This window comes from Peribacillus sp. NPDC096540 (assembly GCF_050278525.1).
Classification (GTDB): Bacteria; Bacillota; Bacilli; order Bacillales; family DSM-1321; genus Peribacillus.
The window spans coordinates 1-15,938 of sequence record NZ_JBNNTG010000020.1; the positions used below are offsets into that span (position 1 = coordinate 1).

At 36.1% G+C, this 15,938-nt stretch carries 16 protein-coding genes and 3 pseudogenes; 13 read left to right on the forward strand and 6 right to left on the reverse strand.

Going from position 1 to position 15,938, the window contains the following annotated elements; all coding sequences use genetic code 11:
* Positions 1-428: 428 nt before the first annotated feature.
* On the forward strand, positions 429-671 hold the full coding sequence (locus ACQKMR_RS16935; protein ID WP_053345742.1) for a hypothetical protein: 243 nt from the start codon (positions 429-431) through the stop codon (positions 669-671).
* Between the two features lie 185 nt (positions 672-856).
* Here ACQKMR_RS16935 and ACQKMR_RS16940 read toward each other — a convergent pair.
* Positions 857-1,315: pseudogene (locus tag ACQKMR_RS16940) on the reverse strand (recombinase family protein); the annotation flags it as partial.
* Between the two features lie 233 nt (positions 1,316-1,548).
* Here ACQKMR_RS16940 and ACQKMR_RS16945 point away from each other — a divergent pair.
* The 3 genes from ACQKMR_RS16945 to ACQKMR_RS16955 are packed head-to-tail and all read left to right on the forward strand — an operon-like array spanning position 1,549 to position 3,414.
* Entirely contained in the window at positions 1,549-2,403 is an 855-nt protein-coding gene (locus tag ACQKMR_RS16945) for an ABC transporter ATP-binding protein (RefSeq protein WP_427698339.1), read from the forward strand.
* Positions 2,396-3,049, forward strand: coding sequence for an ABC-2 transporter permease (locus ACQKMR_RS16950; RefSeq protein WP_427698340.1), 654 nt, complete (start codon positions 2,396-2,398; stop codon positions 3,047-3,049). The genes ACQKMR_RS16945 and ACQKMR_RS16950 overlap by 8 nt, the downstream gene beginning before the upstream one ends.
* Positions 3,049-3,414 carry a GntR family transcriptional regulator gene (locus ACQKMR_RS16955; RefSeq protein ID WP_063236459.1) on the forward strand — a complete coding sequence of 122 codons (366 nt, stop codon included), beginning with the start codon at positions 3,049-3,051 and terminating at the stop codon, positions 3,412-3,414. The genes ACQKMR_RS16950 and ACQKMR_RS16955 overlap by 1 nt, the downstream gene beginning before the upstream one ends.
* Before the next feature lie 40 nt (positions 3,415-3,454).
* Here ACQKMR_RS16955 and ACQKMR_RS16960 read toward each other — a convergent pair.
* Positions 3,455-3,556, reverse strand: a pseudogene (locus ACQKMR_RS16960) (helix-turn-helix domain-containing protein); the annotation flags it as partial.
* Between the two features lie 685 nt (positions 3,557-4,241).
* On the opposite strand from ACQKMR_RS16960, the gene ACQKMR_RS16965 reads away from it, so the two are divergent.
* The 3 genes from ACQKMR_RS16965 to ACQKMR_RS16975 all read left to right on the forward strand — a co-directional run bounded on the left by ACQKMR_RS16965 (position 4,242) and on the right by ACQKMR_RS16975 (position 7,490).
* A complete protein-coding gene (locus ACQKMR_RS16965; RefSeq protein WP_427698341.1) occupies positions 4,242-5,531 on the forward strand; it encodes a protoporphyrinogen/coproporphyrinogen oxidase in 1,290 nt (429 codons plus the stop codon).
* Entirely contained in the window at positions 5,528-6,394 is an 867-nt protein-coding gene (locus tag ACQKMR_RS16970; protein WP_427698342.1) for an RNA polymerase sigma-70 factor, read from the forward strand. The genes ACQKMR_RS16965 and ACQKMR_RS16970 overlap by 4 nt, the downstream gene beginning before the upstream one ends.
* A 598-nt stretch (positions 6,395-6,992) precedes the next feature.
* Positions 6,993-7,490, forward strand: a complete 498-nt coding sequence (locus ACQKMR_RS16975) for a DUF2690 domain-containing protein (RefSeq protein ID WP_427698343.1) — start codon at positions 6,993-6,995, stop codon at positions 7,488-7,490.
* 613 nt (positions 7,491-8,103) lie between these two features.
* Here the strand turns inward: ACQKMR_RS16975 and ytaF are convergent.
* The gene (ytaF, locus tag ACQKMR_RS16980) at positions 8,104-8,730 is read right to left on the reverse strand and encodes a sporulation membrane protein YtaF (RefSeq protein WP_427698344.1); all 627 of its coding nucleotides are present in this window, start codon (positions 8,728-8,730) and stop codon (positions 8,104-8,106) included.
* A gap of 235 nt (positions 8,731-8,965) precedes the next feature.
* On the opposite strand from ytaF, the gene ACQKMR_RS16985 reads away from it, so the two are divergent.
* A complete protein-coding gene (locus ACQKMR_RS16985) occupies positions 8,966-9,607 on the forward strand; it encodes a DUF1232 domain-containing protein (protein WP_427698345.1) in 642 nt (213 codons plus the stop codon).
* A gap of 186 nt (positions 9,608-9,793) precedes the next feature.
* Here ACQKMR_RS16985 and ACQKMR_RS16990 read toward each other — a convergent pair whose 3' ends face one another.
* Complete coding sequence (locus tag ACQKMR_RS16990; protein WP_427698346.1) at positions 9,794-9,985, reverse strand: DUF3973 domain-containing protein; 192 nt, start codon at positions 9,983-9,985, stop codon at positions 9,794-9,796.
* A 570-nt stretch (positions 9,986-10,555) separates the two neighbouring features.
* On the reverse strand, positions 10,556-10,639 hold the full coding sequence (locus ACQKMR_RS16995; protein ID WP_427698422.1) for a putative holin-like toxin: 84 nt from the start codon (positions 10,637-10,639) through the stop codon (positions 10,556-10,558).
* 491 nt (positions 10,640-11,130) lie between these two features.
* Here ACQKMR_RS16995 and ACQKMR_RS17000 point away from each other — a divergent pair, with 491 nt between their 5' ends.
* Complete coding sequence (locus ACQKMR_RS17000) at positions 11,131-11,355, forward strand: transposase (RefSeq protein ID WP_427698423.1); 225 nt, start codon at positions 11,131-11,133, stop codon at positions 11,353-11,355.
* Positions 11,324-11,862 (forward strand): annotated as a pseudogene (locus ACQKMR_RS17005) (IS3 family transposase); the annotation flags it as partial. The gene ACQKMR_RS17000 and the pseudogene ACQKMR_RS17005, both read left to right, overlap by 32 nt.
* 774 nt (positions 11,863-12,636) lie before the next feature.
* Here ACQKMR_RS17005 and ACQKMR_RS17010 read toward each other — a convergent pair.
* Positions 12,637-13,056 carry a sporulation protein gene (locus ACQKMR_RS17010; protein WP_427698347.1) on the reverse strand — a complete coding sequence of 140 codons (420 nt, stop codon included), beginning with the start codon at positions 13,054-13,056 and terminating at the stop codon, positions 12,637-12,639.
* A 284-nt stretch (positions 13,057-13,340) separates the two neighbouring features.
* Here ACQKMR_RS17010 and ACQKMR_RS17015 point away from each other — a divergent pair, with 284 nt between their 5' ends.
* The 3 genes from ACQKMR_RS17015 to ACQKMR_RS17025 all read left to right on the forward strand — a co-directional run bounded on the left by ACQKMR_RS17015 (position 13,341) and on the right by ACQKMR_RS17025 (position 15,660).
* Positions 13,341-13,619 carry a hypothetical protein gene (locus ACQKMR_RS17015; protein WP_427698348.1) on the forward strand — a complete coding sequence of 93 codons (279 nt, stop codon included), beginning with the start codon at positions 13,341-13,343 and terminating at the stop codon, positions 13,617-13,619.
* Positions 13,620-13,852: 233 nt separating this feature from the next.
* On the forward strand, positions 13,853-14,713 hold the full coding sequence (accD, locus tag ACQKMR_RS17020; protein WP_427698349.1) for an acetyl-CoA carboxylase, carboxyltransferase subunit beta: 861 nt from the start codon (positions 13,853-13,855) through the stop codon (positions 14,711-14,713).
* Positions 14,713-15,660, forward strand: a complete 948-nt coding sequence (locus ACQKMR_RS17025; protein WP_427698350.1) for an acetyl-CoA carboxylase carboxyltransferase subunit alpha — start codon at positions 14,713-14,715, stop codon at positions 15,658-15,660. The genes accD and ACQKMR_RS17025 overlap by 1 nt, the downstream gene beginning before the upstream one ends.
* Positions 15,661-15,938: the final 278 nt, after the last annotated feature.

A 15,938-nucleotide genomic window follows, 5' to 3' on the forward strand; every position in this document is an offset into this window, starting at 1 on the left:
CCCTTTAAAGTAGCTGTGATAGCATGTGCCAATAAGCTTCTACAATGGATTTATGCACTATTACAAAATAACTCAACTTTCCAAGATATAGCTTAGTTCAGAAATATAACCATATAATGAAAAACCTTCCAAAAATATAAATCAGGTAGGTTATTTGGCATGCATATTTTTAGTATAGCATGAAATATTTTAAGTTTTTATTGAAAAATGTTGACAAACTATTAGCTGGTTTAGTTTAAGTACATTCTTTCACAATCTCAATAGTGTAGAGCCTTTTTAGACACAATCCAATCACCTACAAAATAGAGTTCATAATGGGGTACGAGATATTCGTATGGTACTTTATCCTGTACGAAGAACTTCCAACTATTACTTTTGCATCATGTTATTGTATAATTTAGGTATTACATAAAATGAGGTGGACTTTCATGGAAACTATCAAAAAAGAATTAGTCGATGGCTGGAAACTTATAGCACATCCAGATTTTACAGTGTACTCTAATGACAAAAGCTATGTAGTACTTCATGAAGAAGAAATGGTTCTAAAATTTTCAGTAAACGACGATATCCTTAAAGTGGATAACACTAGCTGGGATACTAAAATTGAAGTAAGCTTGGATAAAACGCTTACCATCACTACTGATCCAACTTATGACGAAGATGAAGATTGAAAAGTAAGGCATCCATTACGGGTGCTTTCTTTTTATCTAAAGCACAACAGGGTAAGATGGGGTGAAACCTTAGAAACTCTATGTTTCTTGAATTTAAAACTTGTGTAAATGTGTGCAAAATACCCCTTCTATGGTTGGTTTATACAGTACTTCCCCAGAATAAAAAAAATGCACAAAAAAGACGATTAGCTATTGCTAGTCGCCTCTTTCACTTTAGCGTAAATTGTAGAACGTGGAACACCTGTCATTTTAGCTATATCGTTAACGCTTAAACCGTTAGACTCTCTTTCCTCATACAACTTTAAAGCCTTCTTAACGTCCTTCTCGTCCTTTCCTTTACGTCCCATATGCTTACCCTGTGCCTTTGCCCTTTCACGTCCCTCTGCTGTTCTATCCTTAATTAAATCACGTTCAAACTCAGCAATAGCCCCCAGCATAGTAAACATTAGCTTTCCTGATGGTGTACTAAAATCAATCTGTTCTTTGATGAATACTAAAGCTATTCCACGTTCTTCTAAATCCTTAGCAATCTTTTGTAGGTCAAAGGTGGAACGTGCTAATCTATCCAACTTGTAAACAACCAGCTTGTCACCTTCCCTTAAATAGTCCAACGCCTTAGCAAGTTCTTTCCTGTCAGATTTAGCACGAGTTTTGGAACAAATAATAAAAATTAGCAGATAGCCAAAGAGGCGTTTTTAATTTTTTTCAGCAAACGGATCATATTGTTGAGTAACAGATTATGCACATAATGGAGAGTTGAAATAATGCTTAAGTAACTCTAATGAAGTTTTGAAATAAAGTTTGATTATTTTTTAAACAACTTATTGCACTAATAGCATATATTGTGCATATACGATATACACAAGGGAGATGTCATATGATCGCTTTAGAGGTTAAAGGTTTAAATAAAAAGTATAGAGATTTTCATTTAAAGGATGTATCGTTTCAGCTGGAAAAGGGTTATATTATGGGCTTTATCGGTGCCAATGGTGCAGGAAAAACAACCACCATCAAATCGATTTTGAATATGATTCAATTGGAAAGCGGCGAGGTGCACATTCTGGGTAAGAACATGGCTGAACATGAACTCGAATTGAAACAGGACATCGGACTCGCATTTGGCGGCATCGATTTCTATACTCGAAGCAAAATCAAGAAATTGACCGATGTGATCAAGAAGTTCTATAAGAATTGGGATGATGAAACCTATTACAACTATCTGAGAAGATTCAAGCTGGACGAGAACAAAAAAATCGTCGACTTGTCAATGGGAATGAAAGTAAAGTACAGCTTAGCCCTTGCCTTGTCCCATGGTGCGAATCTTCTCATTCTCGATGAGCCAACAAGCGGACTCGATCCGGTCGCAAGAGATGATTTGTTGGATATTTTTCAAGAACTCGTATTAAATGGTGAAATCAGCATTCTCTTCTCTACGCATATTACATCTGACTTGGAGAAATGCGCCGATTTAATTACCTTTATCGAAAACGGCCAAATCATCCACAGCTCGGAAAAAGAAGAATTTAAGGAATCCTATCGCCTGCTGAACGGTAATGAAACCCAGCTGAACCAGGTGAAAGAGAGGTTGATTTCATATAAAATCAATTCATTCGGCTTTACGGGATTGATCCGCTCATGCGACTTCGATACCTCTTCTGATATAAAAGCAACCATACCGAGTCTCGAGGAAATCATGATTTATTTCGCGAAAAAGGAGGATATGCATGTATAACTTAGTGATGAAGGATTTAAAATTAGGAATAAATCCTTGGTTTCTGGCACTGCCTTTTTTTGCAGGCGCCTTAATGCTTATTCCCAGCTGGATTTATTTTATCGTTCTTCAGTATTTTTTCTGGATCTCGGTGCCAAATATTTTTGCTCAATTTAAAGCGCAGAACGATCTAATATTTACCACGACAATGCCTGTATCCAGAAAAGACATAGTGAAGGCAAGGGTAACCGTTATTGTTATCCTGGAATTATTGCATATTGTGATAGCAATGATCTTTGGTTTGTTCACGATTCACTTGTACCCGAATATGAACTACTATTTCTTCGCACCACATATGGGTTTTTGGGGGCTGTGTTTTGTCATGCTTGCAATCTTCAACATTATCTTTATCTCCATGTATTACAAAACGGCGTATAAATATGGTCTTGCGGCGACTGCATCCATTACGACTGCTTTGGTTTTTTCCGGAGGTGCACAATGGTTGGGAATCCAGAATTCTTTTGTGTTTGACATTTTCAATGGTTCTGGTGCTGATAGTACAGCGCTTCAAATATCAATCCTGATTGCCGGAATTGCAATATTTACAGTATTCACTATTGCAGCCTGCAATATAGCCATTAAACGATTGGAGAAAGTGGATATTTAATGAACATAGCTATTTCAAACACATCTGAAAAACCAATCTATCAGCAACTTTTTGAACAAATCAGCGCTAAAATTCTCAAGGGTGAGATAGAAAAAGGTTATAGTTTACCGCCAATACGACAAGCAGCCAAAGAATTGCGTGTTAGTGTTATCACTATAAAAAAAGCTTGGGAAGAACTTGAACGAAGTGATTTGATTTATACTATAACTGGTAAAGGGTGTTTTGTAGCCGAACTCTCATCCGGTGATATGCTTCAAAAACGTAATGAAATGATCATGAAGCAAATGGTTGTTGACACTTCTTATTACAAATCCCTTGGCCTTACCATAGAAGAGGTTTTTGAGCTTATGAAGAAGGTTTATTAAGAAAATACACCTGCCAAAAAAGGTGAGAGGAAAAAGATGATTAGTTATTGCTAATCATCTCTTTAACTTTAGCGTAAATAGTGGAACGCGGGACACCCGTAATTTTGGCTATATCATTTACGCTTAATCCATTCGATTCTCTTTCATCATACAGCTTTAAGGGGTACAGCCAACATTTTGACATAAAACCCACGCTATACATTTTTTGGAAACAAAAAGCCGTTTTCTCCTACGCTAAGGAAAACGGCTTCTTTTTATCTTGTTTGTCTTATTCTAAAAGTCGATTCATTTTCGTACAGAATTGCTTGTTTAACTAACGCACCCGTTAGCCATCCATGCAGCAGAGCTGCACCACAAAGAATGAAAATGAGTTGGATCTGTCAATACTGGTACTGACCTTAATCCAGTCAACCCAATCAATAGGCTTATTAATTTATAGCTCTCCTCTTTTTTTATCGATTGAGCAGGGTCTTCTTAAGTATTGTCATTTTTCCATTTTTGAGGAAACTTATTTTCAGGGTAGTTGAACAAGATCATCTAGTAAACTCTTTAAAATCAAGATAAGTTAAACTACATCAAGGTTTGACCAAAAAACAGTCCCATTTTATATGTAGGATTTTATATAAAAAAATGATTTATAAATTTAGTTAGATTGGAGGGAGATTCAGGAAGTTCATCTTCTAGTGAATTGTCCGTAATGCTGGCTGTACTCCAATCAGTTCGTATTACCTGACAATTCATTCCATCAAAAAACTTTCGCCTCCATTTTGTCACAGAATCATTCACTCATCCGTTATATTAGTAAATAATCGAAAAGGATGATGACGATGACAAAATATGAAGTGGCTATTGTAGGCGGGGGAATTGCGGGTTTAACGGCTGCGATCTATGCAGCAAAAGCAGGGAAACGAACCATTGTATTGGAACAGCAAAAGCAATTGGGAGGCAGAGCTATCACCAACAAAAAGCAGGGTGTATATTTTAATTTGGGCGGGCATGCACTGTATAAAGGGGAAGCGTATGAAGCATTCCGCGAACTCGGATTACGACTTGAGGGAAGCACACCGTCTATTGATGCTTACGGCTTATGGAAAGAACAATTATTACCTATACCAACTAACATATCCTCCTTCTTACAAACGTCTCTCCTAAGTTGGGGAGGAAAGCTCGATTTGGCAAAATGGTTCATTAAATTAGGAAAAATGGACACGAGTGTTTGGAACCAGATCAGTATCCGCGATTGGATTGAAACTCAATTGCATGATCCAATGCTGCGCAACGTGTTCTATGCACTGCTTCGAACATCTACTTATGTGTTTGCACCTGAATTACACGCTGCTGGTCCTGCCTTAAAGCAGATGCAGCGTTCACTAAAAGGAGTCTTATATCTCGATAAAGGATGGGGGACAATCGTAGAAGAACTGCATGAACTTGCTATCCAACAAGGAGTAGAGCTAGTCACTGGTTGTAAAGTGGTTGCAGTCGAACATCAAGATCAAAAAGTACAATCGATTTTATGTGAGGGTGGCAATAGAATAGAAGCATCGAATGTTATACTAACTACACCACCTTCCATTTCTCACAAACTAGTTCCTCATGCAGATCAAACAGCACTCGACACGTGGAACAAGCAAGCTATTCCTGTTACAGTTGCCTGTCTAGATGTTGGATTACGTCAGTTGCCTAATCCAAAGCACCAATTTATCTATGGATTGGATCAACCAATTTTCTTTACGCACCAATCACGGGAGGGAAAACCAAGACCAGCTATCTTGAGTGATAATGGGACACAAGTAATATCGCTTTTTAAATATCAGGGTCCACAAACAGATGCAGCGAAGGATGAGAGTGAGTTGGAGCAAGTATTAGATGTGGCTCAACCCGGCTGGCAGAATGAATTAGTTGCAAGACAGTTCCTGCCTAAAATGACGGTTGTCCACGATTTTCCTCATATGAAAAGACTGGAGAATCCAGGCCCTTCTGTTCCTGAAATTGAGGGACTATATGTTGCTGGTGACTGGGTCTCACATGGGGAGCTGCTCGTTGATGCATCCGTAGCTAGCGCTAATCGAGCCGTTTCACAACTACTAAATACTAGAGAGGAAATCAAATTATGAGTATGGAAGGACTTTATCAAACCTATCAACCTCTGCTTTTTTCCTTAGCCTACCGTATGTTAGGCAGCGTGATGGATTCAGAGGATATTGTCCAAGAAACGTTTATAACCTTTAATCAGCTTCCCAACTACGAACATATTGAAAACAAAAAAGCATATCTATGTAAGATAGTCACCAATCGCTGTCTAGATTTGATACGGTCATCCTCAAAAAAACGTGAGGTATATGTCGGACCATGGCTTCCAGAACCATTACTTGAATTAGAGAATGCACCTAACGATCCTTCACAAGCCTTTTTTCAACAAGAATCCATCTCCACCGCATATTTGCTATTATTACAACAGTTAAATGCGATAGAACGAGCAGTCTTTTTGCTTCGTGAAATCTTCCAATACTCTTATGATGAAATAGCTGAAATTCTTGGAAAAAGTAATGATAACTGCCGGCAAATTTTTCACCGTGCGAAAAAAAGTATGAAATATGATCCTAAGAAACAACCTTCGATATCAATGGCTGAATCTAAAGTAAAAGAGTTTGTACAGTCCATCTTAAATGGAAACGTAAATCAATTATTGGACCTTGTCAGCGAAGATGTGGCAATGTACTCGGATGGCGGTGGCAAAGTAAAAGCCGCACAAATACCTATTTTCGGTGCTACCAGAGTAGTTCAATTGCTCCAAAGCCTAATGAAAATGTATGCAGGCAAGTTCACCATCAAATATACATCTGTCAACGGTCTACCAGGACTGATTTTAACAATCGATGATTACTTACAATATGTGTTCTCCTTTGCTTTTAGTGGCAATCGAATTCAGACTATCTACTCGGTTGCTAATCCTGATAAACTACGACATTTGCAATAGAAGACTTTATACGATCACTAATCGCAGTTCTCACTCTATTAATCAGACACAAAAAACAGTTGGCCCATCATGTATATGATATTTATTTTTAATTAACATAATGGTCTTTATCGGCAAAAAAAAGGTTCTTCGATTGAATTATCTCACATTTCCCCATTAGGTTGGGAACATATTAACTTACTAGGGGAATATACATTTGATTTGAAAAAGGTAACCTAACTTAAATGAATTGCGTCCTTTAAAGATATAGAGATATAACTGATTTTTCCTTAGCGTTGGAGAAATCAGTTTTTATTTTCCATTTATTGTATTATCGTGGGTTTTATGTCAAAATGTTGGCTGTACCCCTAAGAGAATTCCAATCTAAAAAGTCGATCTCCTCTATGTTAAGGAATCGACTATTCGGTCGATAAAAAAGAAGCTCTTAGAAGCTTCTTTTTTTATTGTTTCTGATGATGATTTAACATAGCAACCCCCTTTTTAAAATAAATCTGAATATTGTATTAATCGTAACGAATTCTTCATCATATAATAAATTGATTAATACCGACTAGTTGGTATTAAAAACTTATTTTAAAGGAGAAGGGAGAAGAAAAAAATGACATTATCTCAAGGGATTATAAAGAAATGGCTATTACTGTTTGTTTTATGCTTTTCAATGATATTTGCAATTACACCAATAAATAAAGCATTTGCCCTATCTTATGATGGTTCAGACCCTGTTTCAACAGGTTGTGCAAAAGATGCAGTAACCAAATCCTATAGTGGTATTGTTGACAGATACGATAATTTTTATGGAAAAGTGGAGCTAAAATGGAGTGCGAAGTGTCGAACATCTTGGGGGAAAATAACGCTTTATCGTGCCGCTCCGTACGATAAAGGTACTTTCTATGCGAATGCAACTGTGTATAGTTACAATAGTAGTGGTAATTACAGAGAGGTATATACTTGTGCTAGTGGTGGTGGTAACGGGGCGATAATGAAAGGTCAAACCTCCTGTTATACCGCTCAAGTGTATAATGGTGCTGGGTATACAGCTAAGGCTAAGGGGTATATCAATTGGGGTATAGCCAGTGGAATGACTAATCGGTACTAATCTGCGAAGAAATTTTGCGTCCTTCAGCCAAAATGAGATTTAGAAATTATAACTCTGATAATCCATATATATTTTGTCTTGTTGCATAATCGGCCGCTTTAATTAAACAAACAGCTAAAAGGATCTTCCAGCCGAAGATCCTTTTTTCATGCCTATAAGGGTGATTATGTGAACTAGCTTTTTTTCGTTAGTTGAAGAAGAAAAATCAAAAGCATTGTTTAACAGAGGCTATTTTAAAGAAGTAACAATCAAAAAAGTTCGTAAGAGTGTACTTTTACGAACGGGAGCAATAATGCTATACCGCCCATTTCGCTTGGTGTTATTGATAAATGAATACCTTATACATGTGAAGTTAACATAACACGTCATTATCGGTAATGAAAAAAGGATCTTCCAATCGAAGATCCTTTTTTGCTGCTATTCAACAAAACATCAATAAATATTCATAACCCTAATAATCCTAAGACACCACCTACAACCTTTTCAGCCCATTTCCAACAATGGTTTGAATTTATTCAAAAAAGTCAGTCCTAGTCTTGACACTCCCCTTTTATCGTAGCACAGTGTCGCAAGCGTCATTCATAGTAATAATCATCCTGTAACCGAAATTAAATTAACCAAACAGTTGAGTAGAGGCTAAGACTAAAATAATGATCCCACTTAACATTGTTCCAAATTGCCCTAACGTAAATTTTCCAATCCGAACATTTGCGACTTTCTGTCCTACAGTCACTCCGGCCCAAACTGTTATGAAACTACCAAATGCTGCTGTTAAGGAAATGGCCAATGGTGACAATCCAAGTAGACCTGCTCCCAATCCATTCGTAAGTGCATTCGCTGAAAGGGCGATACCAAGGATAATGGACTCACCCCATCCGATGTATCCTGATTGATCCATATCAACACTTTCTGGATTTTTTAGTATTCCTTTAATACTTTTTGGTTTTTTATCCACTTCTTTCGCCATTTGATTTTTTCGTGGTACCGCCAATAAAATAATTCGAAGTCCAATTAAGGTCAACAGCACAACAGCTACAATAATCGGAAACATTCCTGGTAAAATCGTAGAAAGCCATCGCCCAAATACAATACCCGTGATACTAAATAGAAAACAAATAATCGCTATAAGTAGATTAGAAAACATTTTGATACGTATTTTTCGAATACCATACGATATCCCTACACCGAAGTTATCTATGCTTGACGATAACGCAAATCCCAATATAAGTAACCATGCCATTTCGTACTCCTCCATTTTTATAAATATAAAATCCTTAATCTAACAAGTATCAATAACTCTCCAAGAATGATATAGATCTATCTTCTTTCACCTTTTCACTTGATTGTGAAACAGCTCCTTCTTCATTTTTTACAATATACTCAAAATGTTGAGGAAATGTGTTTGTCTCTTGCATATATTTTTGATAAAGCGTCAACAAATTTACTAAGTAGTAATACAAAAGGAGTGAATAGAAATGTCAGAGAGAAATAAAGAACAAGACCTTGGTTTACTATTAAGGTCATTATTAAAGGAACATTCACTGTCCATGCGTAAACTTAGCGTACTTACAGGAATCGATACAGCAACCATCTCACGAATTGTAAATGGTAAACAACAAGCAAAATTGAATCACTTACAACAATTTGCTGATCACCTGAATATTTCACTGGAGAAGTTAATTGAAGCTGCTGGTTTTAATATTGGCGAAAGACAAGGAGAATTGAGATCAGATATTCCTTACTCAGTAGCTACCATTCAAGGAATGCTTGAAGCTTTTAATTTAATTGATACACAGTTTACTATGGATCGGGTTGAACAGGAATTAATCAAATATGAACAATATGCGCGAACAGAAGAAGGCCATCGGATTATTTGTAAAGATTTTAAGACGAAAATTGAACAAGTAGGTAGTGTAGGTCCATTTATAGAGCAATTAGAGCAAATGTATATTGAATATTGTGATGATGAAACTTTGATTACTGAACGTGCCATACTTGGAAGTGCCTTGTTATATTTTATTTTATCTACGGACATTATCCCTGATTATTTGTTTCCATTTGGTTATTTAGACGATGCAATTGCCGTACAATTTGTGTTGAATCGTCTTGCGAAATAAATAGTACAAAGATAGAGTAATTTATTAATAATTATGTAAAAGAATACGTTAGATTTCAGTTTACTGTTAGTTCATCAAATTAGGAAAAGCCAAGGCCCTTTTTAGGAGGATCTTGGCTTCTTTGTTATCATTTCACTACCCATATAATCATGTTGAACAGGTATATAATCTATTATTTTTAAAATTTTAGAAATTTTCTCCTTCCTCCTTATTACACATACCTAAATGAACTTTATTTTCTAAAAATGGATCTATATAAAATCCACTCTCAAATATTTTGCTATCGACACTCTTTTGATTGTGAAGCTTGGAACAAACGATGCAATAATACATTTCTTTCACTTCCTTAATTAATTGTAATAGTTCTAATAACACCATACTGAAAAAGGCTGATAAATTTCTATTTAGCCTACATCATAAATATGTTTCGATATAATTAAGCCTTAAAGTCTGGTTGAAACATATTATGAAGAAGTGCTGAGAAAAGTGTTTGTTTATACAAAAAAAAATGAGGGAAATTCAACACTTTTCCATCGTTTTATACGAAAGGCAATCAACATAATCCAAGAACAGAAAAGTTGTTCTTATTGAACAATTAATTTCTAATGGAGTATTTAAAACAGCAGATGTAAGGCATCAGTAAGATTTACCGTTAAAAGTTTTGTAAGAGGAATTCGTACTCAACCTCTTTTTGTGACCATAATACCCGTTAGATTGCTCAGACAGCTTAGCATATTGTTTGATTTTCCTTTAATACTCTAAATCTATCTAGGGCATTTTTGTTTTCTTTTATCTGAAGTGGTAGTACAATTTCACAGAAATGCATAGCATATAAAAGACCGATGGCGTTACAACACCATCGGTTTATACAATAGCTGCCCATCAAGGGTGTAGCTCAAAATTTGTAAGATGGAATAAATAACCACTTAGCTACCAGGCTCAGGGTGGTTATTTATTTTTCTGAAATGCCAGTATGGCTACAATCAGTGCACCGAAATTTAACATGATTTGAATCGCTTCATACACCCCCATATTCCCTCATCTCCCTTCTTTTGGAATTTCGAGGTGAACTATTCACCCTTAGGGAACGTTCTATTGCGCCTTTTTATCACAATATTGAAATGTTGAGAAAATGTTCTTATGTCCTACAAAATCGTTGAGGAAATGTTGAAAAGTGTTGAGAATAATTCAACATCGTTATCCTACTATTTATCAAGACCCATTCTTATATAAATGTATAAAACATACAAACTTAGTTTACATAAAACACCTTACCGAAAGATACCAAACGCAAAAACCCTGAATTCGGCCAAAATCGGTCAAATTCAGGGTTTTTGCGTTTGGAAAATAGGGGTCAAAAAATCCCCATAATCTAATATTACGTTCTTCCGTTTTCTCTCGATTCCTCAAAATTTCGAAATCCTATAGGGTCCGGCCGGTTTCACAGCCTACGACAAACAGGATGTAATCGCGTTCGATCTCCTCTACGTGAACTGCACCCCAATTATTAGACACAACTAACAATTGGAGGCGCAGTTTTTTATGGCGAGGCAGTAAGACAATATATATATGGTAATGAGGAAGGAAAAACCATCGCTAAATCTATTGGTGTTCATCCGAGTTTACTCCATCAGTGGATTAAGCAATTTGAACCTTTTGGTGATGATGCTTTTGAAAAACGTTATACACCCTACCCCGCTCAGTTTAAACTAGTCTGTGGGCAAGATTACACTAAATATTTTAGATAGCAATTTCAAAGCTGAAAATCCAAATGAGAAATGGGTTACGGATATTACAGAGTTTAAATTATTTGGAGAAAAGCTATATTTATCGCCGATATTGGACTTATTTAATGGAGAAATCATTACGTATACAATCGGTTCAAGACCAACCTACTCACTCATTTCAACGATGTTAGATCAAGCTTTTGAACGTTTAACAGACGACGATACTCTCCTTATTCATTCAGATCAAGACTGGCATTATCAAATGAAACAATACCGTTATGCCCTTAGGAAACGTGGCATTACGCAAAGTATGTCTCGCAAAGGGAATTGTTACGATAACGCGGTTATGGAAAATTTCTTTGGTATCATAAAATCGGAACTTCTTTATTAAAAGAATTTGAAAGTGTGGAACGCTTTAAACAAGAACTAGCAAAATATATAGAATACTATAATCCCAAACGAATCAAGGCAAAATTAAAAGACATGAGCCCGGTACAATACCGAGCTCATGCCCAACAGGCTGCCTAACTAAATAACCTGTCTAACTTTATGGGGTCAGTTCAATAGGGCAGACCTTTTTTAAGTGTCCACTCTATAGTGGTACAGTTTAAAAAAGTACCCAACCTCTTTTTATTAATTTACCACCCGTTAGATGAATATTAGATATAACTTAAAACACGAAATCGTATGATGAATCCAATTGCGAGAATCATAAAAACGCTTAAGATGATTAAGATAGTCCGCCATAATTGGGTGGAAATAAGTCGCCATAGAATGAATATTAGAATACCATATATAGCAAAGACCATTGTTGCGTGACCACTAGCGAAGCTATAATTGATTGCCTCAGTTAATCGATGTAAATCTAGACAAGCCCCATGAAACAAAAGCTTTAACGAAACAAAGAGAACATTAGCCCCTGCGATAACGCCTATAAATATATAAGTTCTGAACGACCTTTAATTACATTTTAAAGAAAAAAAGACACAGAAGAGAAAGTACCAAAAGTGGTTTCGTTCCACCAATGAACGTAAAAATTTCATTATATTTGTTAGCATTGGTGCTTCAAAACTCAGCAGATGAGAAATAATAGTAATGTCGAAAGCAACAATCGTATTCCTACTAAGAAGAGCCATAACACCGAAAACAAGGAATGATATCAAACTTGTAATAAAAGCGATTATAGCGGGTAATTAGTGTCTTTATACGCTAAGAAACTTAGTTTAGTGTTTTCTATCCAATACCCATCTTCGTAAACTTGCAATATATATAAAAATCATAATCCGAACGGAAATTTATAAATTATTGTCCTGCATCAATTTCTTCAATAATTTGTTCTACTACTTGAATGATGTCCTGGTCCTCGCTTATTACTCCTACATCAAAAAACAATCTAGTGTTGAATCGGTAGGATATGTGCTCTGATGACACAGCAGTGGTAACTGGTAACTGGAATGAAAATGGGATACGGATTTCCTGCTCCTCCTCTATAAACTTTGTTGTTAGAATGGTCGTGGTGTCAATGACCTGTTGGGCATTTTTCATCTTGTCTATCTGCACTAAGTCACACTCCAACCGTTTTATTTTTTGCTCACAGATTCCCCCTATTATGTAGAATTCACCTGTTACCCGTTCTCCTAGCCCATAAATTACCTTAGATAATTTAAGGTCGATTATAGCTTTTCCTATTCCTAATTGTGACAGATATTTTCTCAACAACAAGTTGGTTTCCCTCCCGGAATTTTACTATAACAATTCAAATGAAATCCCTATCAGTCTATACGAATATATAACTCTTAAAGTTTCATTTACATTTCATATTTCTAATATTGTCCTGTTGCATAATGTGTGTTTCCAACCTGCCCCCTTAGCTTAAGAAAACTATTCATCTTTATCTAAATTTTCAACTAGTCTGATAAACCAATACAATATTATCCACGTAAGAATGAACATTGTAACCCATTCAATTACATTAGTTATTGCATATCATGAGTTTATACCATTTTATGGAATTGGTAACTAAAAATAAAACTTTAATTCAAATAATTAAATTTGCCTTAGATACCTCCTGCTACTATCAAAAAAATGATCACAATATACCTATACGTTTTTTCTCTGCCCCGGATAAGAAGGACACCAGCGCGTTGCCAACCTTTTCCTCCTTGATCTCTATTTCGCCCATTAATGTTTCTATGGCGTTATTAAATGACTTGAACCGCTTACTGCCCTCATTAAAAGGATTTGCTATTTGGCATATCGTCATTTCTGATATAAGAAGTCTTTAATGTCTTGTATACTCGGTTTTTATACAAGCCTATGCTAATCCCGTCAATATAATCCTGTGTTTCGGATTCATTCATCTCTTTTTTTACTTTCAGTAAAAATAAAGCATCCACCATAAAATCATCATTCTCTAGAATGATTTCTGACTTTAAAAACTTTTAAAAAAACAAAAATTCACGCTCCTTATTTCAAAAAATTAGGAGTGTACTACAGTGGTCTTACCACAGGAGGATTGATGAAGATGTGTCCATTAAAGGGAGAAAAAATAGAAACGAACTCTTATTTTGAAATAGACAAAGTCACCCCCCCCATCCCTTTTACTTGTAAATCGTGTGGGGAAACTTATGACGAGTCTCTTATGAAAAAAGAATTGAATGTTTGTCCGAATTGCCAATATCACTACCCCGTTACAGCTTATGACCGCATTTCAATGCTTACAGATAGTGGCTCTTTTTCGGAATCCAATAAAAGTTTAACTTCCGTTGATCCGTTGAACTTCCCTGAATATAAAGATAAATTAGTTTCGGATAAGAAAAAGACTGCATTAAATGATGCAGTTATTACTGGAGAAGCTTCCATAGGTGGCTATCCGGTTGTAATTGGTGTCATGGATTCTCGTTTCCGTATGGGCAGCATGGGTTCTGTAGTTGGTGAAAAAATTACAAGAGCCATAGAGGAATCAATAAAAACCCGAAAACCCTTCATATTATTTTCAGCAAGCGGTGGAGCCCGTATGCAAGAAGGAATTCTTAGTCTCATGCAGATGGCAAAAACGAGTGTTGCTTTAGAAAAACTAAACTACGAAAAAATTCTTTTCGTATCCGTTTTAACAAATCCCACAACGGGTGGCGTTTCTGCTAGTTTCGCTTCATTAGGCGATATCAATATTGCTGAACCACAAGCTTTAATTGGCTTTGCAGGTAGACGCATAATTGAACAGACTATAAGAGAAGAACTCCCAGAAAATTTTCAAACTTCTGAATTTTTATTAGAACATGGTCAACTAGATATGGTTGTAAATAGGAGTGAATTAAAACAATCATTAACTACCATTTTAAAAATCCATCATCTCAATTTCAGGGAGCGTCTTCAATAATGAATTTGAAAGTATTAAAAAAACTAGAAAACCATATTGCTGAACTAAAAGAGATGTCTGCAAAGCATAATCTTAACCTTAACGAAGTATTAAATAACCTTGAACAAAAAGCCCATGAAATCAAAATTCATCTTAATGAGAATATGGGAGTTTGGGATAAAATTCAACTATCTAGAATTCAACAACGCCCAACTACTTTAGATTTTATCCATCATATTTTTGAAGATTTTATTGAACTTCATGGTGACAGACTTTATGGGGATGATCCTGCTTTAGTTTCAGGAATAGCTACCTTCGAGGGAATGCCTATAACTGTATTAGGAAATCAAAAAGGTAAAAATACAAAAGATAATATCTATCGTCGTTTTGGCATGTCGCAACCTGAAGGCTACAGAAAAGCTTTAAGAATTATGCAACAAGCCAATAAGTTCAATAGACCCATCGTAACATTTATTAACACGGCTGGAGCCTTCCCAGGCCGTGAAGCCGAAGAACGTGGACAATCTGAAGCTATCGCCCGCAATCTTCGTGAAATGTCGAGTTTTGGAGTACCTATCATCTGTTTTGTAATTGGTGAAGGTGGGAGTGGTGGTGCGTTGGCTTTAGGTATTGGCAATCGAATCTTCATGCTAGAAAACACATTTTATTCGGTTATTTCTCCTGAAGGAGCAGCTGCATTGTTATGGAAAGATGCAGCACAAGCAAAACGAGCAGCTGATGTATTGAAAATTACAGCTAAGGACTTGATGGAGCTAGGGGTGATTGATGAAATCATCAAAGAACCTGCTGGAGGAGCTCATATTGACCTCCCTCTTCAATCGCAATATATCAAAGAAACCTTACGAAAAGCATTGCAAGAACTTGGTCAATTAGATAAAGAAATTCTACGCCAACAACGTTTTGATAAGTTCCGCAAAATCGGTGAGTATATGGATGAAAGGACATAAGCAGATAAACAATTATTTTCCAACATGTTCATAGAACATTTGAATAGTCGATAGGCTTAACATCACCTTTTCTATTTTGTACTACAAAATGTTAGTGCCCATGTCTTTCCTCCCCCATTTTTTTGTTATATATCCTACAGTCCTAAACTCAAGCACCCGTTAGCACTCCAGACAGCGCAAAAAGCAGCTCTACACCAACCGAGAACGAAAATTGATATAATTGGAATATACAGGTACTACGGCCGGCAAAGAAGTACGTTACACTTTATTTGCTATGA

What these genes read in the sequence shown, in the direction of transcription:
- ACQKMR_RS17015 (WP_427698348.1), top strand. Translation starts at nt 13,341, where the DNA reads ATGGAATTGGTAACTAAAAATAAAACTTTAATTCAAATAATTAAATTT.
- ACQKMR_RS16975 (WP_427698343.1), top strand. Translation starts at nt 6,993, where the DNA reads ATGACATTATCTCAAGGGATTATAAAGAAATGGCTATTACTGTTTGTT.
- ytaF (WP_427698344.1), bottom strand. Translation starts at nt 8,730, where the DNA reads ATGGCATGGTTACTTATATTGGGATTTGCGTTATCGTCAAGCATAGAT.
- ACQKMR_RS16970 (WP_427698342.1), top strand. Translation starts at nt 5,528, where the DNA reads ATGAGTATGGAAGGACTTTATCAAACCTATCAACCTCTGCTTTTTTCC.
- ACQKMR_RS16955 (WP_063236459.1), top strand. Translation starts at nt 3,049, where the DNA reads ATGAACATAGCTATTTCAAACACATCTGAAAAACCAATCTATCAGCAA.
- ACQKMR_RS16985 (WP_427698345.1), top strand. Translation starts at nt 8,966, where the DNA reads ATGTCAGAGAGAAATAAAGAACAAGACCTTGGTTTACTATTAAGGTCA.
- ACQKMR_RS16945 (WP_427698339.1), top strand. Translation starts at nt 1,549, where the DNA reads ATGATCGCTTTAGAGGTTAAAGGTTTAAATAAAAAGTATAGAGATTTT.
- accD (WP_427698349.1), top strand. Translation starts at nt 13,853, where the DNA reads ATGAAGATGTGTCCATTAAAGGGAGAAAAAATAGAAACGAACTCTTAT.
- ACQKMR_RS17025 (WP_427698350.1), top strand. Translation starts at nt 14,713, where the DNA reads ATGAATTTGAAAGTATTAAAAAAACTAGAAAACCATATTGCTGAACTA.
- ACQKMR_RS16965 (WP_427698341.1), top strand. Translation starts at nt 4,242, where the DNA reads ATGACAAAATATGAAGTGGCTATTGTAGGCGGGGGAATTGCGGGTTTA.
- ACQKMR_RS16995 (WP_427698422.1), bottom strand. Translation starts at nt 10,639, where the DNA reads ATGGGGGTGTATGAAGCGATTCAAATCATGTTAAATTTCGGTGCACTG.
- ACQKMR_RS16935 (WP_053345742.1), top strand. Translation starts at nt 429, where the DNA reads ATGGAAACTATCAAAAAAGAATTAGTCGATGGCTGGAAACTTATAGCA.
- ACQKMR_RS16950 (WP_427698340.1), top strand. Translation starts at nt 2,396, where the DNA reads ATGTATAACTTAGTGATGAAGGATTTAAAATTAGGAATAAATCCTTGG.
- ACQKMR_RS16990 (WP_427698346.1), bottom strand. Translation starts at nt 9,985, where the DNA reads ATGGTGTTATTAGAACTATTACAATTAATTAAGGAAGTGAAAGAAATG.